The 24,424-nt window shown below is 28.2% G+C and carries 22 protein-coding genes; 21 read left to right on the top strand and 1 reads right to left on the bottom strand.

The annotated features are described in order from the left end of the window. Positions 1–55: 55 nt before the first annotated feature. The 10 genes from mscL to G324_RS0103955 all read left to right on the top strand — a co-directional run bounded on the left by mscL (position 56) and on the right by G324_RS0103955 (position 8,781). Positions 56–598, top strand: a complete 543-nt coding sequence (gene mscL, locus G324_RS0103910) for a large conductance mechanosensitive channel protein MscL (RefSeq protein ID WP_025725093.1) — start codon at positions 56–58, stop codon at positions 596–598. Next, a complete protein-coding gene (locus tag G324_RS0103915; protein ID WP_025725094.1) occupies positions 588–1,439 on the top strand; it encodes a DegV family protein in 852 nt (283 codons plus the stop codon). Before mscL ends, G324_RS0103915 begins: the two co-directional genes overlap by 11 nt. Positions 1,440–1,710: 271 nt before the next feature. Then, positions 1,711–2,733, top strand: a complete 1,023-nt coding sequence (aroF, locus tag G324_RS0103920) for a 3-deoxy-7-phosphoheptulonate synthase (RefSeq protein ID WP_162146882.1) — start codon at positions 1,711–1,713, stop codon at positions 2,731–2,733. Further along, positions 2,730–3,569, top strand: a complete 840-nt coding sequence (locus G324_RS0103925) for a prephenate dehydrogenase (protein WP_162146883.1) — start codon at positions 2,730–2,732, stop codon at positions 3,567–3,569. The genes aroF and G324_RS0103925 overlap by 4 nt, the downstream gene beginning before the upstream one ends. Then, positions 3,544–4,542, top strand: coding sequence for a 3-dehydroquinate synthase (gene aroB / locus G324_RS0103930; RefSeq protein WP_035357334.1), 999 nt, complete (start codon positions 3,544–3,546; stop codon positions 4,540–4,542). Before G324_RS0103925 ends, aroB begins: the two co-directional genes overlap by 26 nt. Continuing rightward, positions 4,542–5,786 (top strand): 3-phosphoshikimate 1-carboxyvinyltransferase, encoded by a 1,245-nt coding sequence (gene aroA, locus G324_RS0103935; protein WP_162146884.1) that lies wholly within the window; start codon positions 4,542–4,544, stop codon positions 5,784–5,786. The genes aroB and aroA overlap by 1 nt, the downstream gene beginning before the upstream one ends. After that, on the top strand, positions 5,783–6,037 hold the full coding sequence (locus G324_RS0103940) for a chorismate mutase (RefSeq protein WP_162146885.1): 255 nt from the start codon (positions 5,783–5,785) through the stop codon (positions 6,035–6,037). Before aroA ends, G324_RS0103940 begins: the two co-directional genes overlap by 4 nt. Beyond that, the gene (locus G324_RS0103945; protein WP_025725100.1) at positions 6,034–6,816 is read left to right on the top strand and encodes a shikimate dehydrogenase family protein; all 783 of its coding nucleotides are present in this window, start codon (positions 6,034–6,036) and stop codon (positions 6,814–6,816) included. Before G324_RS0103940 ends, G324_RS0103945 begins: the two co-directional genes overlap by 4 nt. Next, positions 6,809–7,795 carry a chorismate synthase gene (locus G324_RS0103950; RefSeq protein ID WP_025725101.1) on the top strand — a complete coding sequence of 329 codons (987 nt, stop codon included), beginning with the start codon at positions 6,809–6,811 and terminating at the stop codon, positions 7,793–7,795. Before G324_RS0103945 ends, G324_RS0103950 begins: the two co-directional genes overlap by 8 nt. Continuing rightward, positions 7,795–8,781, top strand: a complete 987-nt coding sequence (locus G324_RS0103955) for an aromatic acid exporter family protein (RefSeq protein WP_025725102.1) — start codon at positions 7,795–7,797, stop codon at positions 8,779–8,781. Before G324_RS0103950 ends, G324_RS0103955 begins: the two co-directional genes overlap by 1 nt. A 25-nt stretch (positions 8,782–8,806) precedes the next feature. On the opposite strand, the gene G324_RS0103960 is transcribed toward G324_RS0103955, so the two are convergent. Further along, positions 8,807–10,033, bottom strand: coding sequence for a hydroxymethylglutaryl-CoA reductase, degradative (locus tag G324_RS0103960; RefSeq protein WP_025725103.1), 1,227 nt, complete (start codon positions 10,031–10,033; stop codon positions 8,807–8,809). 105 nt (positions 10,034–10,138) lie between these two features. Here G324_RS0103960 and G324_RS0103965 point away from each other — a divergent pair, with 105 nt between their 5' ends. The 11 genes from G324_RS0103965 (at position 10,139) to G324_RS0104015 (ending at position 24,378) form a co-directional block, all read left to right on the top strand. Then, entirely contained in the window at positions 10,139–11,284 is a 1,146-nt protein-coding gene (locus G324_RS0103965; RefSeq protein WP_025725104.1) for a hydroxymethylglutaryl-CoA synthase, read from the top strand. Positions 11,285–11,641: 357 nt separating this feature from the next. Beyond that, positions 11,642–13,591 carry an ATP-dependent DNA helicase RecG gene (locus G324_RS0103970; RefSeq protein WP_025725105.1) on the top strand — a complete coding sequence of 650 codons (1,950 nt, stop codon included), beginning with the start codon at positions 11,642–11,644 and terminating at the stop codon, positions 13,589–13,591. A gap of 29 nt (positions 13,592–13,620) precedes the next feature. Next, positions 13,621–14,625, top strand: coding sequence for a phosphate acyltransferase PlsX (plsX, locus tag G324_RS0103975; RefSeq protein WP_162146886.1), 1,005 nt, complete (start codon positions 13,621–13,623; stop codon positions 14,623–14,625). After that, on the top strand, positions 14,618–15,274 hold the full coding sequence (rnc, locus tag G324_RS0103980) for a ribonuclease III (RefSeq protein ID WP_025725107.1): 657 nt from the start codon (positions 14,618–14,620) through the stop codon (positions 15,272–15,274). The genes plsX and rnc overlap by 8 nt, the downstream gene beginning before the upstream one ends. 3 nt (positions 15,275–15,277) lie before the next feature. Further along, on the top strand, positions 15,278–15,889 hold the full coding sequence (locus G324_RS0103985; RefSeq protein ID WP_025725108.1) for a DnaD domain protein: 612 nt from the start codon (positions 15,278–15,280) through the stop codon (positions 15,887–15,889). After that, on the top strand, positions 15,890–16,531 hold the full coding sequence (gene nth, locus G324_RS0103990; protein ID WP_162146887.1) for an endonuclease III: 642 nt from the start codon (positions 15,890–15,892) through the stop codon (positions 16,529–16,531). It abuts the gene before it with no gap. Between the two features lie 115 nt (positions 16,532–16,646). Next, positions 16,647–17,870, top strand: a complete 1,224-nt coding sequence (locus tag G324_RS0103995; protein WP_025725110.1) for a helix-turn-helix domain-containing protein — start codon at positions 16,647–16,649, stop codon at positions 17,868–17,870. Between the two features lie 256 nt (positions 17,871–18,126). Next, positions 18,127–19,959: an ABC transporter ATP-binding protein gene (locus tag G324_RS07975; protein ID WP_162146888.1), complete on the top strand. Its 1,833-nt coding sequence runs from the start codon at positions 18,127–18,129 to the stop codon at positions 19,957–19,959. Further along, positions 19,952–21,775 (top strand): ABC transporter ATP-binding protein, encoded by a 1,824-nt coding sequence (locus G324_RS0104005; RefSeq protein WP_025725111.1) that lies wholly within the window; start codon positions 19,952–19,954, stop codon positions 21,773–21,775. The genes G324_RS07975 and G324_RS0104005 overlap by 8 nt, the downstream gene beginning before the upstream one ends. A 56-nt stretch (positions 21,776–21,831) precedes the next feature. Then, positions 21,832–23,898 carry a DUF5011/hyalin repeat domain-containing protein gene (locus G324_RS0104010; protein ID WP_025725112.1) on the top strand — a complete coding sequence of 689 codons (2,067 nt, stop codon included), beginning with the start codon at positions 21,832–21,834 and terminating at the stop codon, positions 23,896–23,898. Positions 23,899–23,952: 54 nt separating this feature from the next. After that, complete coding sequence (locus tag G324_RS0104015; RefSeq protein WP_025725113.1) at positions 23,953–24,378, top strand: flavodoxin; 426 nt, start codon at positions 23,953–23,955, stop codon at positions 24,376–24,378. Positions 24,379–24,424 lie beyond the last annotated feature (46 nt).

Here is a 24,424-nt window from a genome sequence, read left to right on the forward strand (position 1 = left end):
TTTTTAGGTGTATAATATGAAATAACTACATGAAATACTTGGGAGGAAATAGTAAATGAGTCAAGAAATAAAAATAACTAAGAAACAAAGAAAGGATGGGTTTATGAAGGGGTTTAAAAACTTTATTATGCGCGGCAATGTCATTGACATGGCTGTTGGGGTCATTGTAGGTGGAGCATTTGGTAAAATTGTTACAAGTTTAGTTAACGATATTATTTTACCCCCGATCGGAGTTTTATTAGGTGGTGTTGAATTTAGAGAACTACAACTTCTAATTAAAAGCACACCCATTTTAGATGATATGGGCAACCAAGTTGTTATTGACGGAATCTCGCAGTTTACCAATGTCTACATTAGATATGGAAATTTAATTCAAATTATTATTGAGTTTTTAATTATTGCATTTACAATTTATCTAGTGTTATATATCTTTATTAAACGTAAAGAAATGGAACAAAAGTTAATTAAGGAAGAAAAAGAAAGATTAGAAAAATTAGAACTTGAAAAAAATCCTCCAAAACCAGAACCAGTTGTTATACCTGAAGACATTTTATTATTAACTGAAATAAGGGATTTATTAAAGAAAAATGACAAGTAAAATTAAAGTTATTGTTTGTTCAAATTCAGCGATTGATTACTTAGATTATGATAAAAACATAGATGTTTTTAGAAGTAAAATCAACTTTGGATTTGAATCATTTGATGATTATACTGAACTTAGTGCAAGTGATTTTTATAGTCGATTAACAAAGGAACCAGATAATATTCCTAAAACAAGTTATGTTTCTCAAGGACACATGCTAAAAACATTCAATAATCTTTACAAAGAAGGATATAAACAAGCATTAGTAATTGTGATTGCCAAACCACTATCGGGGCTACATGATGCGATTATACAAGTTTCTAAAGAAACAAAATTAAAGGTGCATGTATATGATTCTAAAACTTTAGCTTATCCTGAAAGTTATATGGCAATGACTGCACAAAATATGGTTAATTTAGGCTCAAATATAGAGGAAATTAAACATGTTTTAAACTTTATAAGGGATAATCATAAAATGTATTTTGCTGTTGATACACTACTTTATTTAGTGAAAAACGGTAGATTATCAAAACTAAGTGGAACGCTAGGATCATTTTTAAAAATTAAACCAGTTTTAACTTTAACTCAAGAAGGTAAAGTTGAAACGTTAGAAAAAATTAGAACATCAAAAAAAGCAATTGCTCGTATTGTTGAACTTTATTTAGAAGATACAAAAGATAAAGATGTAATTACATTTATATCACATGCACACAATGATGAAGGTGTAGAAACGATTAAAAAAATGATTCATGAAGTATATCCAGATAGACAAATAATTAGTAATTATTTAACGCCAGTTGTTGGTGCTCATTGCGGCCCTAAAGCAATTTCTGTTGGTTATATTTTAAAACAATAATATTTTTTCGATTGTAAACAATTTTAAAATATGTTAGTATAATTACATCAACGAATTGAAAGTTGGGCAAACACATGTTTAAAACAAACTATTATTACTATTACTATCACATGTAAAAGGATTTGCAAATCAAGAATGCATTCCTTTTTCTAGTTAGATAAAGTAACATGAAGGAATGTGACCCAACAAGCATAAAAAAATCATTTTATGACTCCTTAAGGCACATACCTTAAGGAGTTTTTGTTTTTAAAATAGAAAGAGAGTAAGACACATGATTGTCAAAATGAAAATAGATGCAGATGAAAAAGAGATTTCTCGTCTACAAAAGTATTTAATAGATAAAGGTTTCGGTATAAAGGATGCCTCAAGTGAATCAGTTACTTTATTTGGTATTTTAGGTGATGTTAAATCATTAGATCCAGAGCAAATAAAAGTATTTCCTGGAGTTGAAAGTGTAACTAGAATTTCTAGCCCCTTTAAACTAGCAAGTAAAGCATTTAAACAAGAGCCAACAATAATCACATTAAAAAATGGTGTAGAAATTGGTGGTAATGAATTTGTTGTTATGAGTGGCCCATGTAGTGTGGAAAACGAAGAACAACTTAGAATTATTGCTAAAGCCGTTAAAGAAAGTGGATCTAAAATACTACGCGGTGGAGTTTTTAAACCTAGAACATCGCCGTATGCATTTCAAGGATTAGGTATAGAAGGCTTAAAAATGATGCGTAAAGTTGCTGATGAGTATGGTCTTGCAATTATTAGTGAGTTAATGGGAACTGAGCATATTGATGAATTCATAAAATATGTGGATATTATTCAATTAGGCGCCAGAAATATGCAAAACTTTGACTTATTAAAAGCTGTAGGTAAAACAAAAGTTCCTGTGATGCTAAAAAGAGGATTAAGTAACACCATTGAAGAATGGTTGATGAGTGCTGAATATATTATGGCTGGTGGTAATGAAAATGTTATATTATGCGAGCGTGGCATTAGAACATTTGAAAAATACACAAGAAATACTTTAGATATATCCGCAGTACTAGCTATTAGAGAATTATCACACCTTCCAGTGTTTGTTGATCCATCCCATGCAGCTGGAAAATGGCAAATGATTGAGGCATTATCGCTAGCTGCTCTTGCAGTGCAAGCAGATGGTATTATTGTTGAAGTACATCATGACCCTGAAAATGCGTTATCAGATGGTGCTCAAAGTCTTAAACCACATAAGTTTGAACATATGATGGAGCGCTTAGAAAAAACTTCTAAAGTTTTTACTAAGCAAGTAAATAGATGAAAGTTTTTATTGTTGGACTCGGATTAATGGGAGCTAGTTATGCTCAAATGTTAACCAATCTAGGTTATAGTGTTTATGGTTATGATAAAAACGAAGAAGTACTAGAATATGCAAAAAAAGATAAGGTTATTCTCGGTACCGACCTAAAATACTTAAAATCAGCAGATTTAGTCATTTTAGCGCTGTATCCAAACCAAAACATAGATTTTGTAAAAAAATACTTAGAGTATTTTGATTCACAACTAGTAACAGATATATCAGGAAGTAAAACACATTTACTAGAAACACTTTTTCAACTACTTCCGAACACTGTTCGTTATCTTTCTCATCACCCGATGGCTGGACGTGAAAAATCAGGATATTTTAACAAAGATATTTCGATGTTTAAGGGTGCAAATTTTATAATTATAGATTCAAATAAACATACCCCTGATGATTTGAAAGTACTTAAAAAATTAGCAAAAGATTTTGGATTTAAAAACATTACAATCCTTAGTGCAACTGCACATGATCATTTAATTGCACATACTTCACAGTTAACACATCTTCTAGCTGTTGGACTAATGTTAATAGATCATTCAGATAAAACAAAAGATGCAACAGGTGATTCATTTAGAGATTTAACAAGAATAGCAAATATTAATGAAACTATGTGGACAGAACTTTTTTTAGATAATAAAAATGCATTAATTGAAAAGACAGATGAATTCATTAAAACATTAGAAAGTATAAAATATGATATTCAATCAAGTGATGCCAAATCACTTAAAGATAAATTAATTAAATCCAAACAAAGGAGAATGATGTTTGATGAAAATAAATCTAAATCAATATGATATCCAAATAGGTGAGGATACAATGGATAAAATTGATGAATCAATTAGAAGTTTTTATCCTTATAAAGAAATATTTATCATAACAGATGATAATGTATTCAAACTATATAAAGATTTTATGATAAAAAAATTATCTAGTTTCACATTACATTTTATTAGTATCGAGCCCTTTGAATCATCTAAATCATTAAAAACTTATGAAAGAGTAATCAACCAACTACTTGATAAGAAAATTAGAAAAAATAATTTAATTATCGCCTTAGGTGGCGGTGTTGTCGGTGATTTAGCTGGATTTGTAGCTGCAACATTATTTAGAGGTGTTGACTTTATTCAAATACCAACAACTTTACTAGCTATGGTTGATTCTTCTATTGGAGGTAAAACCGGTATTGATCTAAATCAAGGAAAAAACCTTATTGGAGCATTTAAAAATCCTGTAAAAGTGTTTATAGATCCAATATTCTTATCAACACTTCCAAAAGTAGAGTATAAAAATGGTTTAGCAGAAACACTAAAAGCCGGATTAATTGGTAATCCAAAACTATATGAATATTTAAAGGTAAATGATAAACTTACCATTAATGAAATAATAATGGCTATAGAAGTTAAAGCAGACATCGTAAAAAAAGACCCGTTTGAAAAAAATGAACGCATGTTTTTAAACTTTGGACACACATTTGGTCATGCAATCGAGCGTCATTATGACTATGCAATTAAGCACGGTGTAGCAATTTCTTATGGTATGCTTTTTAGTCTAGAATTAGGTATAAAAAGTAAAGTTACCAATCCATTATTATTTGATGAAGTAAAAAAGATATTGTTAAGACTAGAATTAATTAAAGAGCCAATCCTTGATAAAGAACAATTTATAGGTTACATACAATATGACAAAAAGAACTATTCAGATGGATTAAGATTTGTCTATTTAAAGGATGTTGGTAAACCAATCATTCAAAAAGGAGTTCAACTATAATGATAGAAATAACTCCAAGAAATTTAAGTGGTGAAATTACTATTGTTTCATCTAAATCACTATCTCATCGTTATGTATTAGCAGCCTCTCTTGCAGAAGGTACATCTGTCATTGAAAACATACTTGATTCAGACGATTTAGTAGCAACAAAAAATGCACTCATTTCATTAGGTGCAAAAATAAGTGGTAATAAAATTACAGGTAGCAAGATTCATTGTGTAAATAATCAAATAGATGCTTTTGAATCTGGTTCAACACTAAGATTTTTAATACCAATAGCAATGCTACAAGACAAAAGCATTACCTTTAATGGAAGTAATCAACTACCATATAGAACACTTTCTGTATATGAAGAACTATTTAAAGATAAATATGAATTTATAAGACCAAGTGATAAGTTTTTACCATTAACTGTTAAAGGTATATTAAAAAATGGTGTATACCCATTAAGAGGTGATATTAGTAGCCAGTTTATTACAGGCCTTCTTTATGCATTACCTTTAGTAGAAGGGGATTCTAAAATAGAGCTTACAACACATTTAGAGTCTGTTGGTTATATTGATTTAACACTTGATGTGCTAAATAAGTTTGGAATTAAAATAAATAAAGTAAATGATGGATACATCATTTTCGGTAATCAAAAATATCAAAGTGGTAATTACTATGTAGAAGGTGATTTTTCTGGAGCAGCATTTTTTATTGCAGCAGGCTTAATAGGCAGAAAAATCACATTAAAAGGATTAAATCCGAAAAGTTTACAAGGCGATAAAAAAATGATTGATTTTGTAAGACAAATGGGTGGGAAAATAGAAGAATTAAATGATGGTTATATTGTATATCCTTCAAAACTAAAAGGTATAACAATTGATATTGGACAAACACCAGATATTGGCCCAATACTTATGGTATTAGGTGCACTTGCTGAAGGTGAGACTGTAATTACTAATGCCTCAAGACTAAGAATTAAAGAATCAGATAGATTAGAAGCAATGGTTGTTAACTTGAAAAGATTAGGTGCCAAAATTGAATATTTATCCGATGATTCTGTAATTATTTATGGAAATGACACCTTTAAAGGAAATGTAACTGTATCTAGTTATAAAGATCATAGAATAGCTATGTCAATGGCAATAGCATCAATCAAATGTGAAAACAACATCAAAATTGATGATGAAACTGTCGTTTCTAAAAGTTATCCAAGTTTTTTTGAAGAATTTACTAAATTAGGGGGTATTTATAAGTGACACTTAAAGAACTAAGAAAAAGAATTGATCAATTAGATTATGATATCGTTAAATTACTAGAACTTAGATTTCAAGTTGTAAAAGAAATTGGTGCATATAAAAAAGAACATCAACTACCAATTTATGATCCTAAAAGAGAAGAAGAAGTACTTCAAAGTAAAAAAGAGTTAATTTTAAATAAAGAACAGTGGCCATATTATGAAGAAATCTTTAAATTAATTATGGACATATCTAAACGATTAGAAAAATGAAAAAATTTGGACTAATTGGACATCCTGTCATTCAATCTAAATCAGTACAACTTCATAAAGCTATTGCAAAAACTTTAAATAGAAAGTTAGATTATGAATTAATTGATTTAGAAAAAATAGAGGATGTTCAAAAATACTTAGAAAAATTAAAGAAAAACTTAATGCACGGATTTAATGTTACCATACCGTATAAAGAACAAATTATGAAGTATTTAGATGTAATTACACCTAAAGCTTTAAGTATTGGAGCTGTAAATACAATCTATTTAAAAGATAATCTAATTATTGGTGATAATACAGATTATGATGGTTTTAAATATATTTTAGAATCTTCCAATATACCGTTAAAACAATTAACTACCATAATTTTAGGTACCGGTGGAGCAGCAAAATCTGCATATAAAGTGTGTAAGGATTTAAATTTAAATCCTTACATAGTTACTAGAAATAAAACTAGAACTTCAAAATTTGATAATCTAATTGACTATAATGAATTAAATAATCTAAAATTTGATGTAATAATTAATGCAACTCCTGTTGGTATGTATCCAAATATTTACGAAAGTCCTTTGGATGATGATTTAGTTAAAGAAAAAATTGTATTTGATATGATATATAATCCTTTAGAAACTAAACTTATGCAACAAGCAAAAATAAGCTATAATGGATTAGAGATGTTTATAATCCAAGCACTTTATGCTCAAAATCTTTGGTTTAATGAAAATATAAACATAAATGAATCGTTAATAAAAAATATAAAGGATAACTTTTATGAATAGTATAGGCACATTATTTAAAATAACTTTATATGGTGAAAGTCATCAAGAAGCAATCGGTGTTGTTATAGATGGAATGTTACCGGGTATAAAGTTGAATTGGGATTTAGTTCATCATGATTTACTTTTAAGAAGACCTGGAAAAATAGGAACAACCCCTAGAGTAGAAAAGGATAACTTTAAAGTAACATCAGGTATTTTTAATGAATTTACAACAGGGTCACCAATACATATAATGATTCCAAACGAAAATGTAGTATCAAAAGATTATGAACATTTAGTTACTCAACCTAGACCAGGACATGCTGATTATGTAGCATATAAAAAATATAGTGGGTTTCATGATTACCGTGGTGGAGGTCGTTTTTCTGGTAGACTTACTGCACCTATAGTTGTTGCAGGTAGCTTAGCAAAACAAATGCTTCCATATGAATTTAGTCATGAACTTATTCAAGTTGGAAGCCTAAAGGATATGTCAAAAATTGATGAATACTTAAAAAGTGTACATGAACTTGGAGAGTCTGTTGGTGGTATTGTTGAAATAAAAGTTAAAAACGTAGATATTGGTTTAGGTGAACCAATGTTTGAAAAATTAGATTCTAAAATAGGTCAAATCATGTTTTCTATTCCTGCAGTTAAAGGTGTTGAAATAGGAACTGGATTTAGCGGTGTAAATATGTATGGATCAGAGTTTAATGATGTATATATAGATAGTTTAGGTAAAACTAAAACAAATCATTCAGGTGGTATCTCAGGTGGTATCTCAAATGGTAATGATATTGTTGTTAGAGTGTTTGTAAAACCCACTAGTAGTATCTCAAAAACTCAAAAATCATTTAATTTAAAAACGAATGCAGAAGAGTCATTTGAAGTCGGGGGACGTCATGATACGGCCATTGTAAGACGTGTGGGTATTGTATTAGAAAATGCTTTAGCAATCGTTTTAGCAGATCTATATTTATGGAGTAAAATATATAAATAATGTATAAACAAATTCTACATACGACAATTAAATTAGTTATAGTAGCTGTTATATCAGGATTGATTGCATATTTTGTTGGTATAAAAGACTATATTCTTGTAGGTACGATTGGTATATTAAGCGTATCACTAACAAAAAAAGATACTATAAAAGACGGTATCAATAGGTACTTAGATGTATTAATGGGACTTATATTATCAACAGTAATGTTTATTTTTTTTGGATATCATTTAGTGGTATTAATTATATTTTTAGCAATATTTATCAACTTATCATATGTATTAAAAATTAATGTAGGTTTGATTCCTGCACTTGTATTAGTAAAACATATATTTGATGCACAAGATCATAGTTTATTTTTTATATTAGAACGTGTTGGAATCATTTCAATTAGCGTTGGTTCAGCTTTATTAATCAATCTATTTTATCCAGAATTTTATAATCAACGTATGAAAAAATCTTTAATTGAAGTAGACCAAATGTTAAAAGACCATTTATATATGTTAAATTTATATTTAATAAAAAAAGAAGATGGACCGGAATATTTAAGGCACTATGAACTTTTAAATGAAAAAATTTCAAATCAAGTACTTTTAGCAGAACTTGGAGATAAAGATAAATTATTTGATAATGACCATAGATACTTAGCCTATTTATATATGCGTAGAAACCAGTTAAATTATATTAATAAAATGTATGAATGTGTCGATAGAATAGAAGTTCATCATCCGTTTGAACAAATTGTTGCAAACTATATAAAAGATTTAGTTGCTGATATTGCACCAGACGATAATGCAACCAAACAACTTAAAAGTTTAAAGGAATTAAAAAATAATTTTAGAAATGAAAAATTACCTAAAAATAGACAAGAATTTGAAACTAGAGCGCTATTGTTTCATATATTAGAAGACTTAGAAGAATTTTTAAATATAAAATTAAGATTTCATGATAGATATCCTGACTTTGTAATAGAAAAACAAGTGTAAACGATTATGTTTACACTTGTTTTGTTTAAGATTTATTAATATATTTTTTAGCAGTTTCTAATGTAATAGATTTTTCATTTAACATATACTCTACAACGTCATTCATATTTTCATTACTTGCACCTGCTTCTAGTGCTATATTTCTAGCATGTAGGCGCATGTGTCCTTTATTTATGCCATCTGTAGTGAGTGCATAAAGTGCTGCAAAGTTTTGGGCTAATCCTAAAGATGCTGCAACAAACATAAGTTCTTTTGCTGATGAAACATTTAATATTTTATGACTGAGTTTAACTTTAGGTAAAATACCCATAGATCCGCCTACAGTACCTAAAGCAAGTGGAATTGTAATTTCACCAATCAATAAATTATCTTCAACATACCATTTTGAAAGAGGTTTATAACTTCCAGTAATTGAAGCATAAGAATGAGCAGCGGCTTCAATACTTCTAGTATCATTTCCAGTAGCAAGCATTAATGCAGTTACACCATTCATAATACCTTTATTATGTGTTGCTGCACGGTACGGATCTAAACTTGCATAGGTGGACGCATCTGCGATATCATGATGTATTGTTGAGCTAGACTTTAAGTTTCTAGGGTCAATTGTTACACGAACGCTTACTAAACTATTAACATTTAAATTAGATAATATACTCATAAGTATTTTAGTAGGATAATTAACAATAATATAATTTGAAATTGCTTCTAATATAGTGTTAATAGTATTAGCACCCATTGCATCTAAGGTATTAATTGATGCGTATAAACAAACAAACCCTTGAGATTTATCTTCAACTCTAAAATCAATTAAACCACCACCCAGTTTATGAATTTGTGGATGGGCCTGATATGCAATTTTTTTAAAAGTATCTTTCTGGGTCTCTAAATAATCTATTAAATCTTTAGCTTTTTTTACATCCTTAAAGATAATTTGTCCGATCATTAATCGAGATAGTGATAGAACTTTGAAACCACCATTTCTTTTAATTATTTTAGCTGCATGTGATGCACCTGCAATGACTGATGGTTCTTCTGTGGCCATCGGAATATGATATATTTTACCATCGATTAAAAAATCAGGTGCAACACCCATTGGAACCTCATAAGTTGTAATATAGTTTTCAATTAGATGATTAAAAGAATCATCATCTAATTTATAATCAAAGTTATCATCATAAAGATTTAAATCTTTTAATGCAGATTTTCTTTCTTTAACAGTTTTCTTGTAAAAACTCTTTAATTTAGTTTCCATAGTTCACCTCATAATAAAATATTATAACATGTATAATCTATAAAACCCTTTAGAGTTATGTTATAATTTCATATACAAGTTTTAAACTCAAATGAGGAGTAATTCATGAAAATAGGAATAAATAAAATATCTTTTTATGCCCCAAAGTATTATTTAGATTTAAAAACATTAGCTTATGCAAGAAATGTCGAACCTGAAAAATATACTAAAGGCTTACTTACTAATAAAATGAGTGTTGTACCAATGAATCAAGATATTGTATCAATGGCAGCAAATGCAACACTAAATTATTTAACAAAAGAAGATATTAAAGATATTGATTTAATTTTATTTACAACTGAAACAGGTCAAGACTATTCAAAATCAGCAGCTACACATTTAATTAGTATATTAGGATTAAGAAATGATGTAAGAGCAGTTGAATTAAAACAAGCATGTTATGCAACAACTGCAGCACTATATTTTGCCAAAGGTCATATATTACAAAACCCAAATTCAAAGGTTTTAGTACTTGCATCTGATATTGCAAGATACGGTCTAGAATCACCAGGTGAACCAACTCAAGGTGCAGGTGCTGTATCTATATTAGTATCAAAAGATCCCAATATAATGGTACTAGAAAATGAATATGGAATCTATTCGGAAGATATCTATGATTTTTGGAGACCAGATGGATCTGATTATGCTATGGTTGATGGCCAATATTCTAACGAACAATATAAAAAATTCTTTTTAAAAACATATAATGACTATTTAACAAAAACTCAATCATCAATCTCAGATTTTAGTGCACTTACATTTCATATTCCATATTCTAAAATAGGATTAAGAAGTTTAGAGTTGGTTGCAGAAAAGTCAACTTATCCACAACTATTTAATAATTTTGATAAAGCTATTATATACAACAAAGAAATTGGAAATATTTATACAGGCTCCCTTTTCTTATCACTCATTGCATTATTTGAGTTTGGCAATTTAAAAGCTTCAGATAAGGTAGGTATGTTTGGATATGGATCAGGTGCAGTTGCTGAATTTTTTGTAGGTACTATGGTTAGTGACTATAAAGCGCATTTACTACCTATGTTACATAAAAAAATACTAGATTCACGAACAGAACTTAAAATAAATGAGTATGAGTATTTAATAACGAATAAAACACCTAAAGAAGTAATCTTAGATAAAGATACACATGGAAGGGTTCAACTAGAAAGTATTCTAAATTTCCAAAGAAAATATAAAATAAATATCTAAACAAAATAAGCGTATACTGGAGAAGTATACGCTTATATATTTAAATAACATAAATACGATAATAACTAGAAGTTATTTCTTAACTGGTTTTTTAGGAGCCGGAGCTTGTTTTGAAGCTGGTTTTACTGGAGCAGCCATGGTAAATCCCCTTTCTTTATATTTTTAGATATATTACCAAATCATTTGAAATAAACATTTCATCTCCACAGAAACATAAAGATTCAAATAATTATGAATAAATAAAGTGTATATATTTATTATTTCAATTATATTATACACTTATATTTTTTAATAATATAAATTTGATATATAAAATGAAACCTTATCATTTCTAGTGATTTGTAGTATAATTTATCTATGAAAAAAGAACTAATTGACGTTCCTCTAATAGGTCCAAAAATTGTTAAATATCTGAATCAGCAAAGAATTTATTCCATATATGATTTAGTTAATTATTTACCTAAATCATATAGTGATTTTCGTGTTAAATCATTTGATTCATTAAATCATTTAGAAACAGCTACTATAATTGGTAAGATATCTAAATCACTAGAAGTAACTCATAAAAAGGTGCATATTATACATACAAGTATATTAACTAGTGATTTACATGAAGTTAATTTAACAATATTTGGACGGAGCTATTTAACAAAACAACTTAAATTAGGAGATGAGGTTATAGTTAAAGGAAAATATAACCTTTTTTACAATGAAATAAACGTTGATTATATATCAACAAATTTAAAAGTTCCTGATATTAAACCAATTTATCAAATGGAAAATATAAGTGATCCTAAATTTTCAAACATCATTAAAAATATATTTCTGAATCATTTAGTTGAAATTTATGAAACACTTCCTACAAAATTAATAAAAAAACATAACTTAATGGATAGAAAATTAGCGCTTAAAACCATGCATTTACCATATGATTATAATGAGTTAAATGATGCCTATAACCGGTTTAAATATGAAGAAGCATTTTTACATTTATTAAAATACCACTTAAGTTTAGCACCAAGGAAATTAAGAGGACCTATTAACTATGATATTAATTGGGTTAAACTTCAAATCAAGAAGTTACCATATAATTTAACAAAAGATCAAAAAGAAGCCACCAATGATATATTTATAGATTATAAACAAAATTATTCTACATACAGACTTATTCAAGGAGATGTAGGAACAGGAAAGACATTTGTTACATTTATTGCTGCACTTGGTATGATTTCAGCAGGATATCAAGTAGCATTTTTAGCGCCAACAGAAATATTAGTACGCCAACACCATGAAAATTTTAAGAATCATTTTCCTGATATTAAATCAGAACTACTTACATCTTCAATTAAAAATAAAAATGACATATTAAAAAAATTAGAAACAGGCGATACAAAAATTATTTTTGGAACGCACATATTATCCTCTGATCAAACAATTTTTAATAATCTCGGATTAGCTATAATTGATGAACAGCATAAATTTGGTGTAGATTTAAGGGATAATTTAATTAAAAAAGTAATTACAGGTGATACAATTTATCTATCTGCAACGCCAATTCCAAGGAGTTTATCACTAACTTTTTTTGGTGATTTAGATGTGTCAAATATTAAAGAAAAACCAAGAAATACAACACCAATAAAAAGTTATTTATTAGATGATAAAAAATTTGATAAAGTAATATCAATTTTAAAGGATACACAAATAAAATTTGAACAAAGCTTTATTGTAGTACCTGCAATAATGGATGCAGGTATTAAACATTCTATTCATAGTATATTTACTAAACTCGAACCATTTTTTAATTCTGCTGATTTATATGTAATTCATGGACAACTAAAATTTGAAGAAATAGAATCAATAATGGATGATTTTATGAATAATCCTAAAGGAATACTGCTTTCAACAACAATTATAGAAGTTGGAATTGATGTAAAAAATGCAACTACAATTATAATTATGGGTGCTGAATACTTTGGATTATCTCAACTTCACCAATTAAGAGGACGTGTGGGTAGAGGTAATAAATCCGGAAGTTGTTACTTTGTTTCAAGTAAAACAGATACCGAAAGATTAAAATTATTATTAGAGCACCATGATGGATTTAATTTAAGTTTATATGACTTGAAACTTAGAGGACCAGGAGTATTTTCATCTATTACACAAAGCGGACAATTTAATTTTAAATATCTAGACTTAAAAACGGATTTAAAAATTCTTCAAGAACTTATACCTGATGTAAAATACTATAAAAAAAATATTGATAAATATACCTATTTGAAAAAACTAATTTCTAATATAGTGATATAATCAATATAACAAGAATAGAGGTAATGTATATGATAAAATTAGCAATCGATGGAATGGGTGGAGATTATGCCCCAAAAGAAATCGTTGAAGGATCAATTTTAGCATTAAAAACTTTTGATGATATCGAACTTACAATCTTTGGTGATGAGTCAAAAATGAAACCATTTTTGATTGAACATCCTAGATTAAAAGTTGTTCACACACCAAAATATTTTGACATGGGTGTTAAAGATATTGGACGTCATACATTAAGAGAAGATAAAGATACATCTATGTTAATGGCAATAAATCACGTCAAAGAAGGACTTTCAGATGGGCTTGTAAGTGCTGGTCCAACACAAGCACTTATTTTTGCATCATTTTTTATGATAAGACCTATGAAGGAAATGAGTAGGGTTGCGATTGCACCGATGATTCCAAGTGTTGCTGGTAAACCAACAATACTACTAGACGCTGGTGGTAATATCGATGCCAAACCTGAGCATTTAGTAGATTTTGCTGTGTTTTCAACGATTGTTTTAAAAGAAGTTTACGGAGTAAAAGACCCTAAAGTAGGTCTTATTAATATTGGAACTGAAAAAGGAAAAGGTAGAGAAATAGATAAACAAACATTTAATTTATTAGAAGCTCATCCAGAAATAAACTTCTATGGTAACTTGGAACCTAAAGAAATATTAACCTCAGAAGCACAAGTAATAGTATCTGATGGATTTACTGCAAATATTGTAATGAAGACTATGGAAGGTACTGCAAAGGCTTTAGGACAAATATTAAAACGAGAAATAAAATCAAGTTTTTGGGCAAAGCTTGCAGCTGTATTATTCTTAAAAAAACCACTTAAAAATTTTAAAAAATCAATGTCTGCTGATGAAGTTGGTGGAGCATTAATATCAGGTTTAGATAAAGTTGTAGTTAAAGCACATGGTTCAAGTAATGCATATGCATTTATGAATGCAATTAGACAAGCAAAAACTATGGTTAGTCAAGATGTAATTGGTAAAGTTAAAAAGGTTTTGGGAAACAAAGATGAATGAGTTATTTAATAAACTAAACATCAAACCTAAAAACACAGAAATATATGTTAAAGCACTCACCCACACATCTTATGCACATGAAAATCAAACAGAACATAACGAGCGATTAGAGTTTTTAGGAGATGCAGTAATTGAATTAATGATGAGTACATACTTATTTAATAATGATTTATCTGATCAAGGTATTCTTACAAAAAGACGTGCTCAAAGTGTGCGTGAAGAAGCACTTGTTTTGTATGCTCAAAAATTAGATTTGACTAACTATATGAAACTAGGTAATGGAGAAACCACTCCAAAGCCTAGTATGATAGCAGATGCTTTTGAAGCGCTTTTTGGAGCAATGTACTTAGATTTAGGCTTTAAAGAAACGTATAAAGTTTTTTTAAATGTTGTGATTCCTAATTTAAAATTAGTTGAAAATATAAAAGATTATAAAACACAGCTTCAAGAATTTATTCAACTTGAAAGAAAAAGTTTAACCTATAAAACATTTAAAACCGGTGGTCCATCACATAAACCAACCTTTAAATCTGAGGTCTATCTTGAAGGAGACATCTTACTTGGTTATGGTAATGGATCTTCAACAAAAGAAGCCGAACAAAATGCTGCTAAAGAAGCTCTATCAAAAGTGGTTAAGGAGCGTGTATAACCCATGATTCAAAAACTATATGAAGATCATTTTCTAGAAATCGATGCACTATTAACTAAAGAAAGTAAAAGACTAAAATTAAGCCCTAATGAAGTGGTTGTTTTAAAGACGCTCTTCCAAAATTATAAAAGACGTACATTTTCAATTTTAAGTATTTCAAGAAAAATCGAACTATCTAGTAATGATATTGGAAAAGCAGTAGATAAATTAATTAATAAAGGTTTTTTAAATTTAAATCTAGAGACTAGAAATGAAAAGGAAGTTGAGGTTTTTGATTTAACAGGAACATTTAAAAAAATTACAGAATTATATGAATCTGATTTAGAACAAATCAAACAAGAAAAGAATGAATCTAAGATTTCAACGACTATTGAAATGTTAGAACAACATCTAGGCAAAGCATTATCAAGTATGGAATTAGAAATTATTCGTTCTTGGTATGATGAATCCCTTTATACCCATGAATCAATTATTTCTAAAATAGAAGAATTAGGACCATCAGGAAGATTTTCAATTAAATTTTTAGAAAGAAACTTAAATAGAGAAAAACTCAAAAGTAACCCAATTGATGAAAAAGCTGATCAAGTCATTGATGCAATTTTTAAGGCAATATAAATGACCAAAAGTCAAAGAATATTTTTTAGTAACTATTTAGAAGAACTTTTTCCAGATGCAAAAGCCGAACTCGATTTTACAAATAACTTTGAACTTTTAGTTGCTGTTGTCTTATCTGCTCAAACAACAGATATCGCAGTAAATAAAGTTACTAAAGAGTTATTTAGTAAATATAAATCACCATATGAGCTAATGAATGCAGAGCTTAATGATGTGATGCAAATCATTCAATCCATTGGTTTATATAAAACAAAAGCAAAAAATATCATTAACTTATCAAAAAAATTAGTAGAAGAATTTAATGGTGAGGTACCAAATAACAGACAAAGTTTAGAATCCTTACCAGGTGTTGGTAGAAAAACAGCTAATGTAGTTTTATCTAATGCCTTTAATGTACCTGCACTAGCAGTAGATACACATATTTTAAGAATATCAAAAAGATTAGGTTTGGCACTTGATAGTGATGATGCATATCAAGTTGAAATGAAATTAAATAAACAATTCCCCAAAGAACTTTGGCATAAGCTACACCATCAACTAATTTTCTTTGGACGTTATCATTGTACAGCTAGAAAACCTAAGTGTGATGAATGTAAAATGCAGTCAATATGTCCATTTTTTAAAAATGAAATTAAAGGGTGAATATAATCAAAAAATGATTATATTCACCTTTTTATATTTCCATGAAAAAACTGCTAGATTTAAAAACATGATTCCTTTATAATATAAAAAAATTAACAAAGGGGATATTAAAAACATGTTTATACATACAAAATATTTACAAAATCAAATTAGACTTAGGAAGCATTTACCCAGATATACAACTGATAATATAGGTTCAATGCTAAAACATCATCGGTTAAAGTTAAGTTTAACACTAGAAGAAGGGGCAGAAAACATTTGTAGTATAAGCTATTTATCTAAAGTTGAAAACAATTTAATTAGACCATCAGATAAATATCTACTACAGTTTCAAGAAAAATATAATATAGACTTATCACTGGATAAAAGTAAATCAGATACACTAATGGATGATATGATTGAAGTACTTTTTTATAATACATCTAATTTAATGGATGAAACACAATTCAAAGCATTTGATTATTACAGTAAACTTTGTTATTTTGGATACTTAGTTTCTATAAAAAATTTTAAACAAGCTAAAAAAGAATACTTTAAATTAAATCCATATATTAAGAATTTTAATAACGTAGAATTAATGTTTTATTTATATTTAACTAGTCAAATATTAATTAATGATGGCAGAATTAAAGATGCATTTGAAACACTTCAAATGTCAAAAGATAAATATGATCATAACAAATTAAGTATTTTAATTAAGTCTCAATTAATTAAATTAGCATGTATGATGAATCACCATACATATATTATTCTAAATTATGAAAAATTAAGAAAATCACTCATTAATGATGAACATTACCATATTACCCATGATATTAAATATATGTATCTACTATATTTCTTACCATTTTTAACGTTTGATCAATTAGTTGAAAAACTAGAAAACTCAAGACATTTTGAAAAACATCAAGAAGACTTCTTAAAGGCGAAACATCATTATTTAAATATGAAATATGATGAGGCTTATCAAATTTTAAAGGATAAAGAAACTCATGATATATTATATTTTGAGCTTTCACTATTCACTTTAAATAAATTAAGAAATCATAGATCTTTAGAAAAGTTACTTAAAAATCATCCAGTAAATATAAATATAAATTTAGAGGTGATAATAAAATACTTAGAAAGTAAATATTATAATAAAGATCATGAAGGACCCAACTTTATAAAAAATCAAGTATTAAAAACACATGATATTCCTGACAGATTAGATTACTTAATGTTTTGGTATGAAGAAGGCAATGAAACATTTACCCAACAAGGCTTTTATAAGGATGCAACAACACTCAATCAACTAGCTTTTAGAAAAATGATGGATGTAATGACTATTTTAAGTTAAATTAAAAAAACTGTGATACAATATTAAGGATTAGAAAAATAATATATTTTTTAAAATGAAGAAGGAGGTAAAAATGAAATCTACAAAAAACCACCATTTCATTATAGATCGAGGTATCATAATTACTTAGAAACTATAATGAAGGCAATTTTTATTTATTATGCCCTTCATCTATTTAAGCATATTTTTATATGTAATTTATAAGAGGGCATATGCCCTCTTTTTCTTTTAAAATTAACAGTTTAGGAGAACTTTCATGAAATTTATATCACTAATGAAACTAGCTAAAGGCCATATATGGGGCTATATCGTACTCATATTATTAACCATTTTTCATAGGTTCACATATTCTTATGTACCACTATTTACTCAGTATTTAATTCGAACACTATATGTAGAATTAGATCCATTAAATCCTAATATAAAACCAGTTAATTTACCTAAAGTGGTAACTAATTTTTTTGATTCAGGAAGTAATGTAATAGAAATTATATTATTGATTGCAATATCACTTGTATTTTTCCAAGCAATTAGATATTTAATGATGTATTTTGAATTATATTTAAGAGGTAAAATTCAAGAAAATATTGCTAAAAACTTAAGAGTTAGGTTATATGATCATATTCAAAACTTAAGTTACAAATATCATAACAATTCAGATAGTGGGGACTTGATACAAAGAGTCACATCAGATGTTGAAACCACTACAGGATTTATCGTTTTACAAATGATGCAACTTGTTGGTCTTGTTTCATCTTTACTGAGTGGTGTATTCCAAATGTATTATATTAATACAACAATTATGTGGGTTTGTTTGGCAGTTATACCATTATATGCAATCTCATCAATTTTCTATTTTATGAAGATTGAAAAGATATTTGAGAAAGTTGAACATGATGAATCTGAAATGATGACAACTATTCAAGAAAATATATCTGCATCTAAAGTTGTTAAAGCTTTTGCTAATGAACCTTTTGAAATTGAAAAAATGGAAGAAAAAAACCTACAATTTACAAACAGTAATATTAGAGCAAACAAAGTAGTCGCATTTTATTGGGGAAGCATGGATTTTGTATCAATGACTCAGTATGCACTTGTAACGGTATTAGCGATTTCCTTTGTTCGAAATGGAACGATGGACGGTGCTAGTTTTGTAGCATCACTCATGCTTATTGGACTTCTTGTGTGGCCAATAAGAGGACTAGGTAGACTTATTAATGAATTTACAAAAGCATTTGTTGCAATTGGAAGAATTAATCATATTTTTGAAGAAAAACAAGAATATGAAGTTGATGGTACATTAGAACCTGAAATCAAAGGACATATTATATTTAACAATGTAAGTTTTAAATTTGATGATGACCAAAACTATTTACTAAAAGACGTTAATTTTGAAATATTACCCGGACAAACGGTTGCATTTATTGGAAAAACAGGTAGTGGTAAAACAACTATTATTAATTTACTTATGCGTATGTATCCTTATGAAGGTTCCATTACGATTGATGGTACCGAGTTAAGTGATATTAAAAAGCAACACATTAGAAAAGCAATTGGTGCTGTCTTACAAGATCCGTTTTTATATTCAAGAAGTGTATATGAAAATATAGCCATTACAAATAGACAAGCAAGTAAAGATAAAATTATTAGTGCAGCTCAAACAGCAGCACTAGATAATGATATCCATACATTTAAAAAAGGTTATGAAACGATGGTTGGTGAAAAAGGTACAACACTATCTGGCGGACAAAAGCAAAGGGTTGCTATTGCTCGTGTGTTAATTAGTGAAAAACCAATTCTTATTTTTGATGATGCACTATCAGCAGTTGACAATAAAACAGATATGATGATTCGAAGTGCTTTATATGAAAAGTCAAACCAATCAACTAATATTATTGTTACACACAGAATAACAACAGCTAAAGAAGCTGACCGTATTATTGTAATTAATAATGGTATGATTGAAGCAATTGGAACACATAAGGAATTATCTACTAAAGATGGGCTATATAAAAAGTTATGGGGTATACAAGGAAAACTAGAAGAAGAATTCCTAAACTTAGTAAAGGAGGAGAAACACCATGCATGATCAAGATCAAGAAAATGAGTTAAAGAAAGTTTCACTTCCGGTTTGGGGAAAACTCTTTAAAGTAATTTTAAAAAATAAAAAATCTTTTTACACAATGATAGGATTTGGTGTATTTGTAGCAGCACTTGATGCACTAACTATTGTTGTACAACAATATGCACTTGATGAATTTATTACAAATAATAATTATGAGCATTTTACAATTTACACAATATTAAATGTTTTAATTGCACTAGGTTTTGGTATTGGTGTGTGGGGCTTTATATATCATGGTGGAAAAATTGAGGCGAATGTAAACTATAATTTAAGGAAAGAAGCATTCAAAACACTACAAAGACTACCATTTTCATATTATGATAAAACCCCTCAAGGCTGGATTATGGCACGTATGACTAGTGACTCCAAAAGACTTGCCAATATTATTTCTTGGGGTATTGTTGATGTAATTTGGTCTGTTTTATTAATGATCTTCACATTAATTGTCCTATACTTTTACTATTGGAAATTAGCTATAATTGTTACACTTGCAATACCTATGATGTTATTAGTTACTGTATTATTTAGAAAAAAAGTATTACTTAGACATCGTCAAGCAAGACACTATAACAGCGAGATTACAGCAAAATATTCTGAAAGTTTCCACGGAGCTAAAACCTCTAAATCCCTTGTAATTGAAACTGAAAACTTATATGAATTTAATCAGGTTGCAGATAAAATGTATAAAGCAAGTGTAAGAGCAAACGGCTTATCAGCAATGTATTCTGCAGTTTTATTACTTGCATGTTACATATTTGTTGCGGTTGTTATGTATACTGGAACACACTTTACACTAAGTGGTGCAATTGCGATTGGTGTATTATATTTATTTATACGTTCAACTATAAGTTTCTTTGATCCAATTATTAACCTTTCAAATTTCATATCACAACTTCAACAAGCACAAGCAAGTGCTGAACGTATAATCGAATTAATAGAAACAGAATCAACGATTAAAGATAATGAAGAAGTAACTAAAATATACGGAGACTGGTTTAATAAAAAGAAAGAAAACTGGGAAGATTTAAAAGGTGATATAGAGTTTAAAGATGTGACATTCTACTATAATGAAAACGAAATAATTTTAGATAATTTCAATTTAAAAATTAAAGCAGGTATGAGTGTAGCACTAGTAGGGCATACAGGAAGTGGTAAAACAACAATTGTAAACCTAACATCAAGATTTTATGAACCCATTTCAGGAAATATATTACTTGATGGTAAAGATTACAGAACAAGAAGTATCTCATGGCTTCATGAAAAACTAGGATATGTACTACAATCTCCACATCTATTTTCTACAAACATATTAGAAAATATTAGATATGGTAGATTAGATGCTACAGATGAAGAAGTCATAAATGCAAGTAAAGCAATCGGCCTACACCCATTTGTTGAGAAGCTAGAAAATGGTTATTTAACAAATGTTGGTGAAGGTGGTAATTTATTATCCATGGGACAAAAACAACTGATATCTTTTGCTCGTGCAATTCTTGCACAACCTAAAATACTTATTTTAGATGAGGCAACATCATCAATTGATAGTGAGGCTGAATCACTTATTCAAAATGCTACCAAATCTTTACTAAATGGACGTACAAGCTTAATAGTTGCTCACCGTTTATCAACGATCGTTGAATCAGATTTAATTGTCATGTTAGATGGCGGTAAAATCACTGAAATGGGAACGCATAAAGAGTTATTAGAAAAGCGTGGCGCATATTTTGAACTCTATAAAAATCAGTTCCTAGAAGAAAAATCTAAAGAATTTAATTTTTAATATAAAATAAAAGTTAAAAGACAACATCAAACCTACTATATGTATGAGGTGATAAGATGTTGTCTTTTTTAAATTTATTAATGAATGTTGCAATCATATGGACAAACGAAGTAGTAAATATTCCCTTAGGGGAATCTTTAGAAGATTATAAGAACCTACCACAGGCAAGTATTTATCTAGATAATAAGTTAGCAAATGATAGATTAATGTTCTATGAATATGAAATTAATTATACATCGTTTAGTGTCATAAGAACGAATGTGATAGGAACATATACTGTTTGGTACAGGGCTCATTTTCCAAGTTTAGGATTTGAAAGTGATGTGCCCATTTCATTTGTTGTATATGACAATTTAGCTCCTGAAATAATAGGTGAACCTATGATAGAAGTTGATGTAGGAACTAAACAATTAGATTATAAATCACTCATTACTTATAAAGATAATTATGATAGTTTTAAGGATTTAAATCTATCAATTCATTCATCCAACGTTCAATTATCTAGTGTTGGAGAATATGAGGTTTTATATACAGTAACAGATTTGAGTTTAAATCAGGCGAAATTTATTCAAAAAATACAGGTTGTGGATAAACAAAAACCAATAATTAATCAAAAGATGCAAATAGAACTGAATATGGGTGAAAAAATTGATATAGATAAATATTTTACAGTAACAGATAATTATGATAAAGTATTAAATATTAAAATAGATGATCATTTAATAAATTATGATGTTGAAGGAACTTATAGTGCACAAATCATAGCAAGCGATCAATCAGGAAATGAGACAATTAAAACATTTAATGTCATAATTAAAGATAATAATGCACCCATCATTCACTTAAAAATTAATTTAATTAATATAAACTATAAAGATGAAATATCAATTGAAACACTAAAGGGTTACATTTCTAGAGTCGAAGACAATATAGATAATATAAGTATAGATGATGTTAAAATAGAAAGTTTTATAGAGTCTGATTTTTTAGGAAATTATGAGGTTATATATTCAGTAACTGATTCAAACGGATTAAAAGGAACTGCAAAATTAAATGTTAAAGTACTTGATTTAGAACCACCTAAGATTGAGTTGATTAAACCAATTAAAGTAGATGTAAACACACTGGAACCTTATATATATGATTACTTATTAATAACGGATAATTATGATGATTATAATCATTTAACAATTACTAAAACAGGCACTATTAATATGAAGGTTGTGGATACTTATAGAATAATAATTAAAGTAAAAGATCAGGCAAAAAACGAAATTGAATATCCAATATTAGTCGATGTAGTTGATACTATACCACCCATACTAGAGTTTAAAGAAGTGGAAGTCATAACAAATTATTCTAGACCTAATTATAATGAACTCATTAAAGTATCTGATAACTATGATAAAACTTTAAACTTAATTATAGACGATAGTCATATTGATTATAGCTTAACAGGACAACACCAAATTAAAGTGACAGCAATCGATCAACAAAATAATCAAACAAATAAATATTTAACACTAAAAATAATTGACCAGGACTATCCTGAAATCTTTTTAACTACAAGACAAATATATGTACCATATGGCACAGAAGAAATTAATTATCTGGATTATGTTGAAAAAATATATGATTACTATGATAAAACTTTAACACTTGATAATCTTAGAATTGAATCCCAAATTAACTTTTCTAAGATAGGACTTTATAAAGTTATTTATAAATTAAAAGATAGTTCAAATAACGAGACATCTGAAATCCTTTATGTTTATTTAAATGATTATGAACCACCTAATATAAATGTCCAAACAATTATTTTAAATAAAGGAGATGCATTTGATTATAAAAAATATGTTGATGTTTCTGATAATTATGATAAGGATTTAATTAATCATGTAAAAATGAATCCAACATATTTACCTACAAATATAAATGGACATTATGAAGTCATATTTTATGTACATGATAGTTCTGGCAATTATAGTGAATTGAAAGTTTTAATAACTATTAATGATTCCAAATATGTAATAGATTATATATTTTATATCAGTGGAGCAATTGGAATAATACTTATTGTCTTAAGCTATTACATTTACCGGAAAAAACATGAAAAATTCTAATATTTTTAGTATAATAAATACAATATAAAATATTTTAGAAATGAGAATGAAAAAATGGCTATATTAGTTGTTTATTGGAGTGGCACAGGAAATACCGAAGTTATGGCTCAAAATATTTATGATGGCATTATAGAAGCTGGTGTTGAATGCGACTTAAAACAAATTGATGAAGTCCTACCAGATGACATTTTAGATTATGATAAAATTGCTATTGGATGCCCATCCATGGGTATTGAAGAATTAGAACCAGAAGAATTTTTACCTTGGTATGAAGATGTTGAACCACTTTTAGGTGATAAACCATTATTACTCTTTGGCTCTTATGGTTGGGGTGAGGGTGAATGGATGGATTATTGGCAAGATAGAGTTAATGATTTAGGTTTAAACCTTTTTGAAGAGGGAATTAAAATAGCTTCAATGCCTTCTAGAAAAGAATCAGAAGAAATTAAATTAAAAGCAAAAAGATTTGCAGAAATGTAGATTAAAAAGGATCTAAAAAATCCTTTTTTACTAGTTGATGTATAAT

This window comes from Acholeplasma granularum ATCC 19168 (assembly GCF_000526235.1).
Lineage (GTDB): Bacteria > Bacillota_I > Bacilli_A > Acholeplasmatales > Acholeplasmataceae > Acholeplasma > Acholeplasma granularum.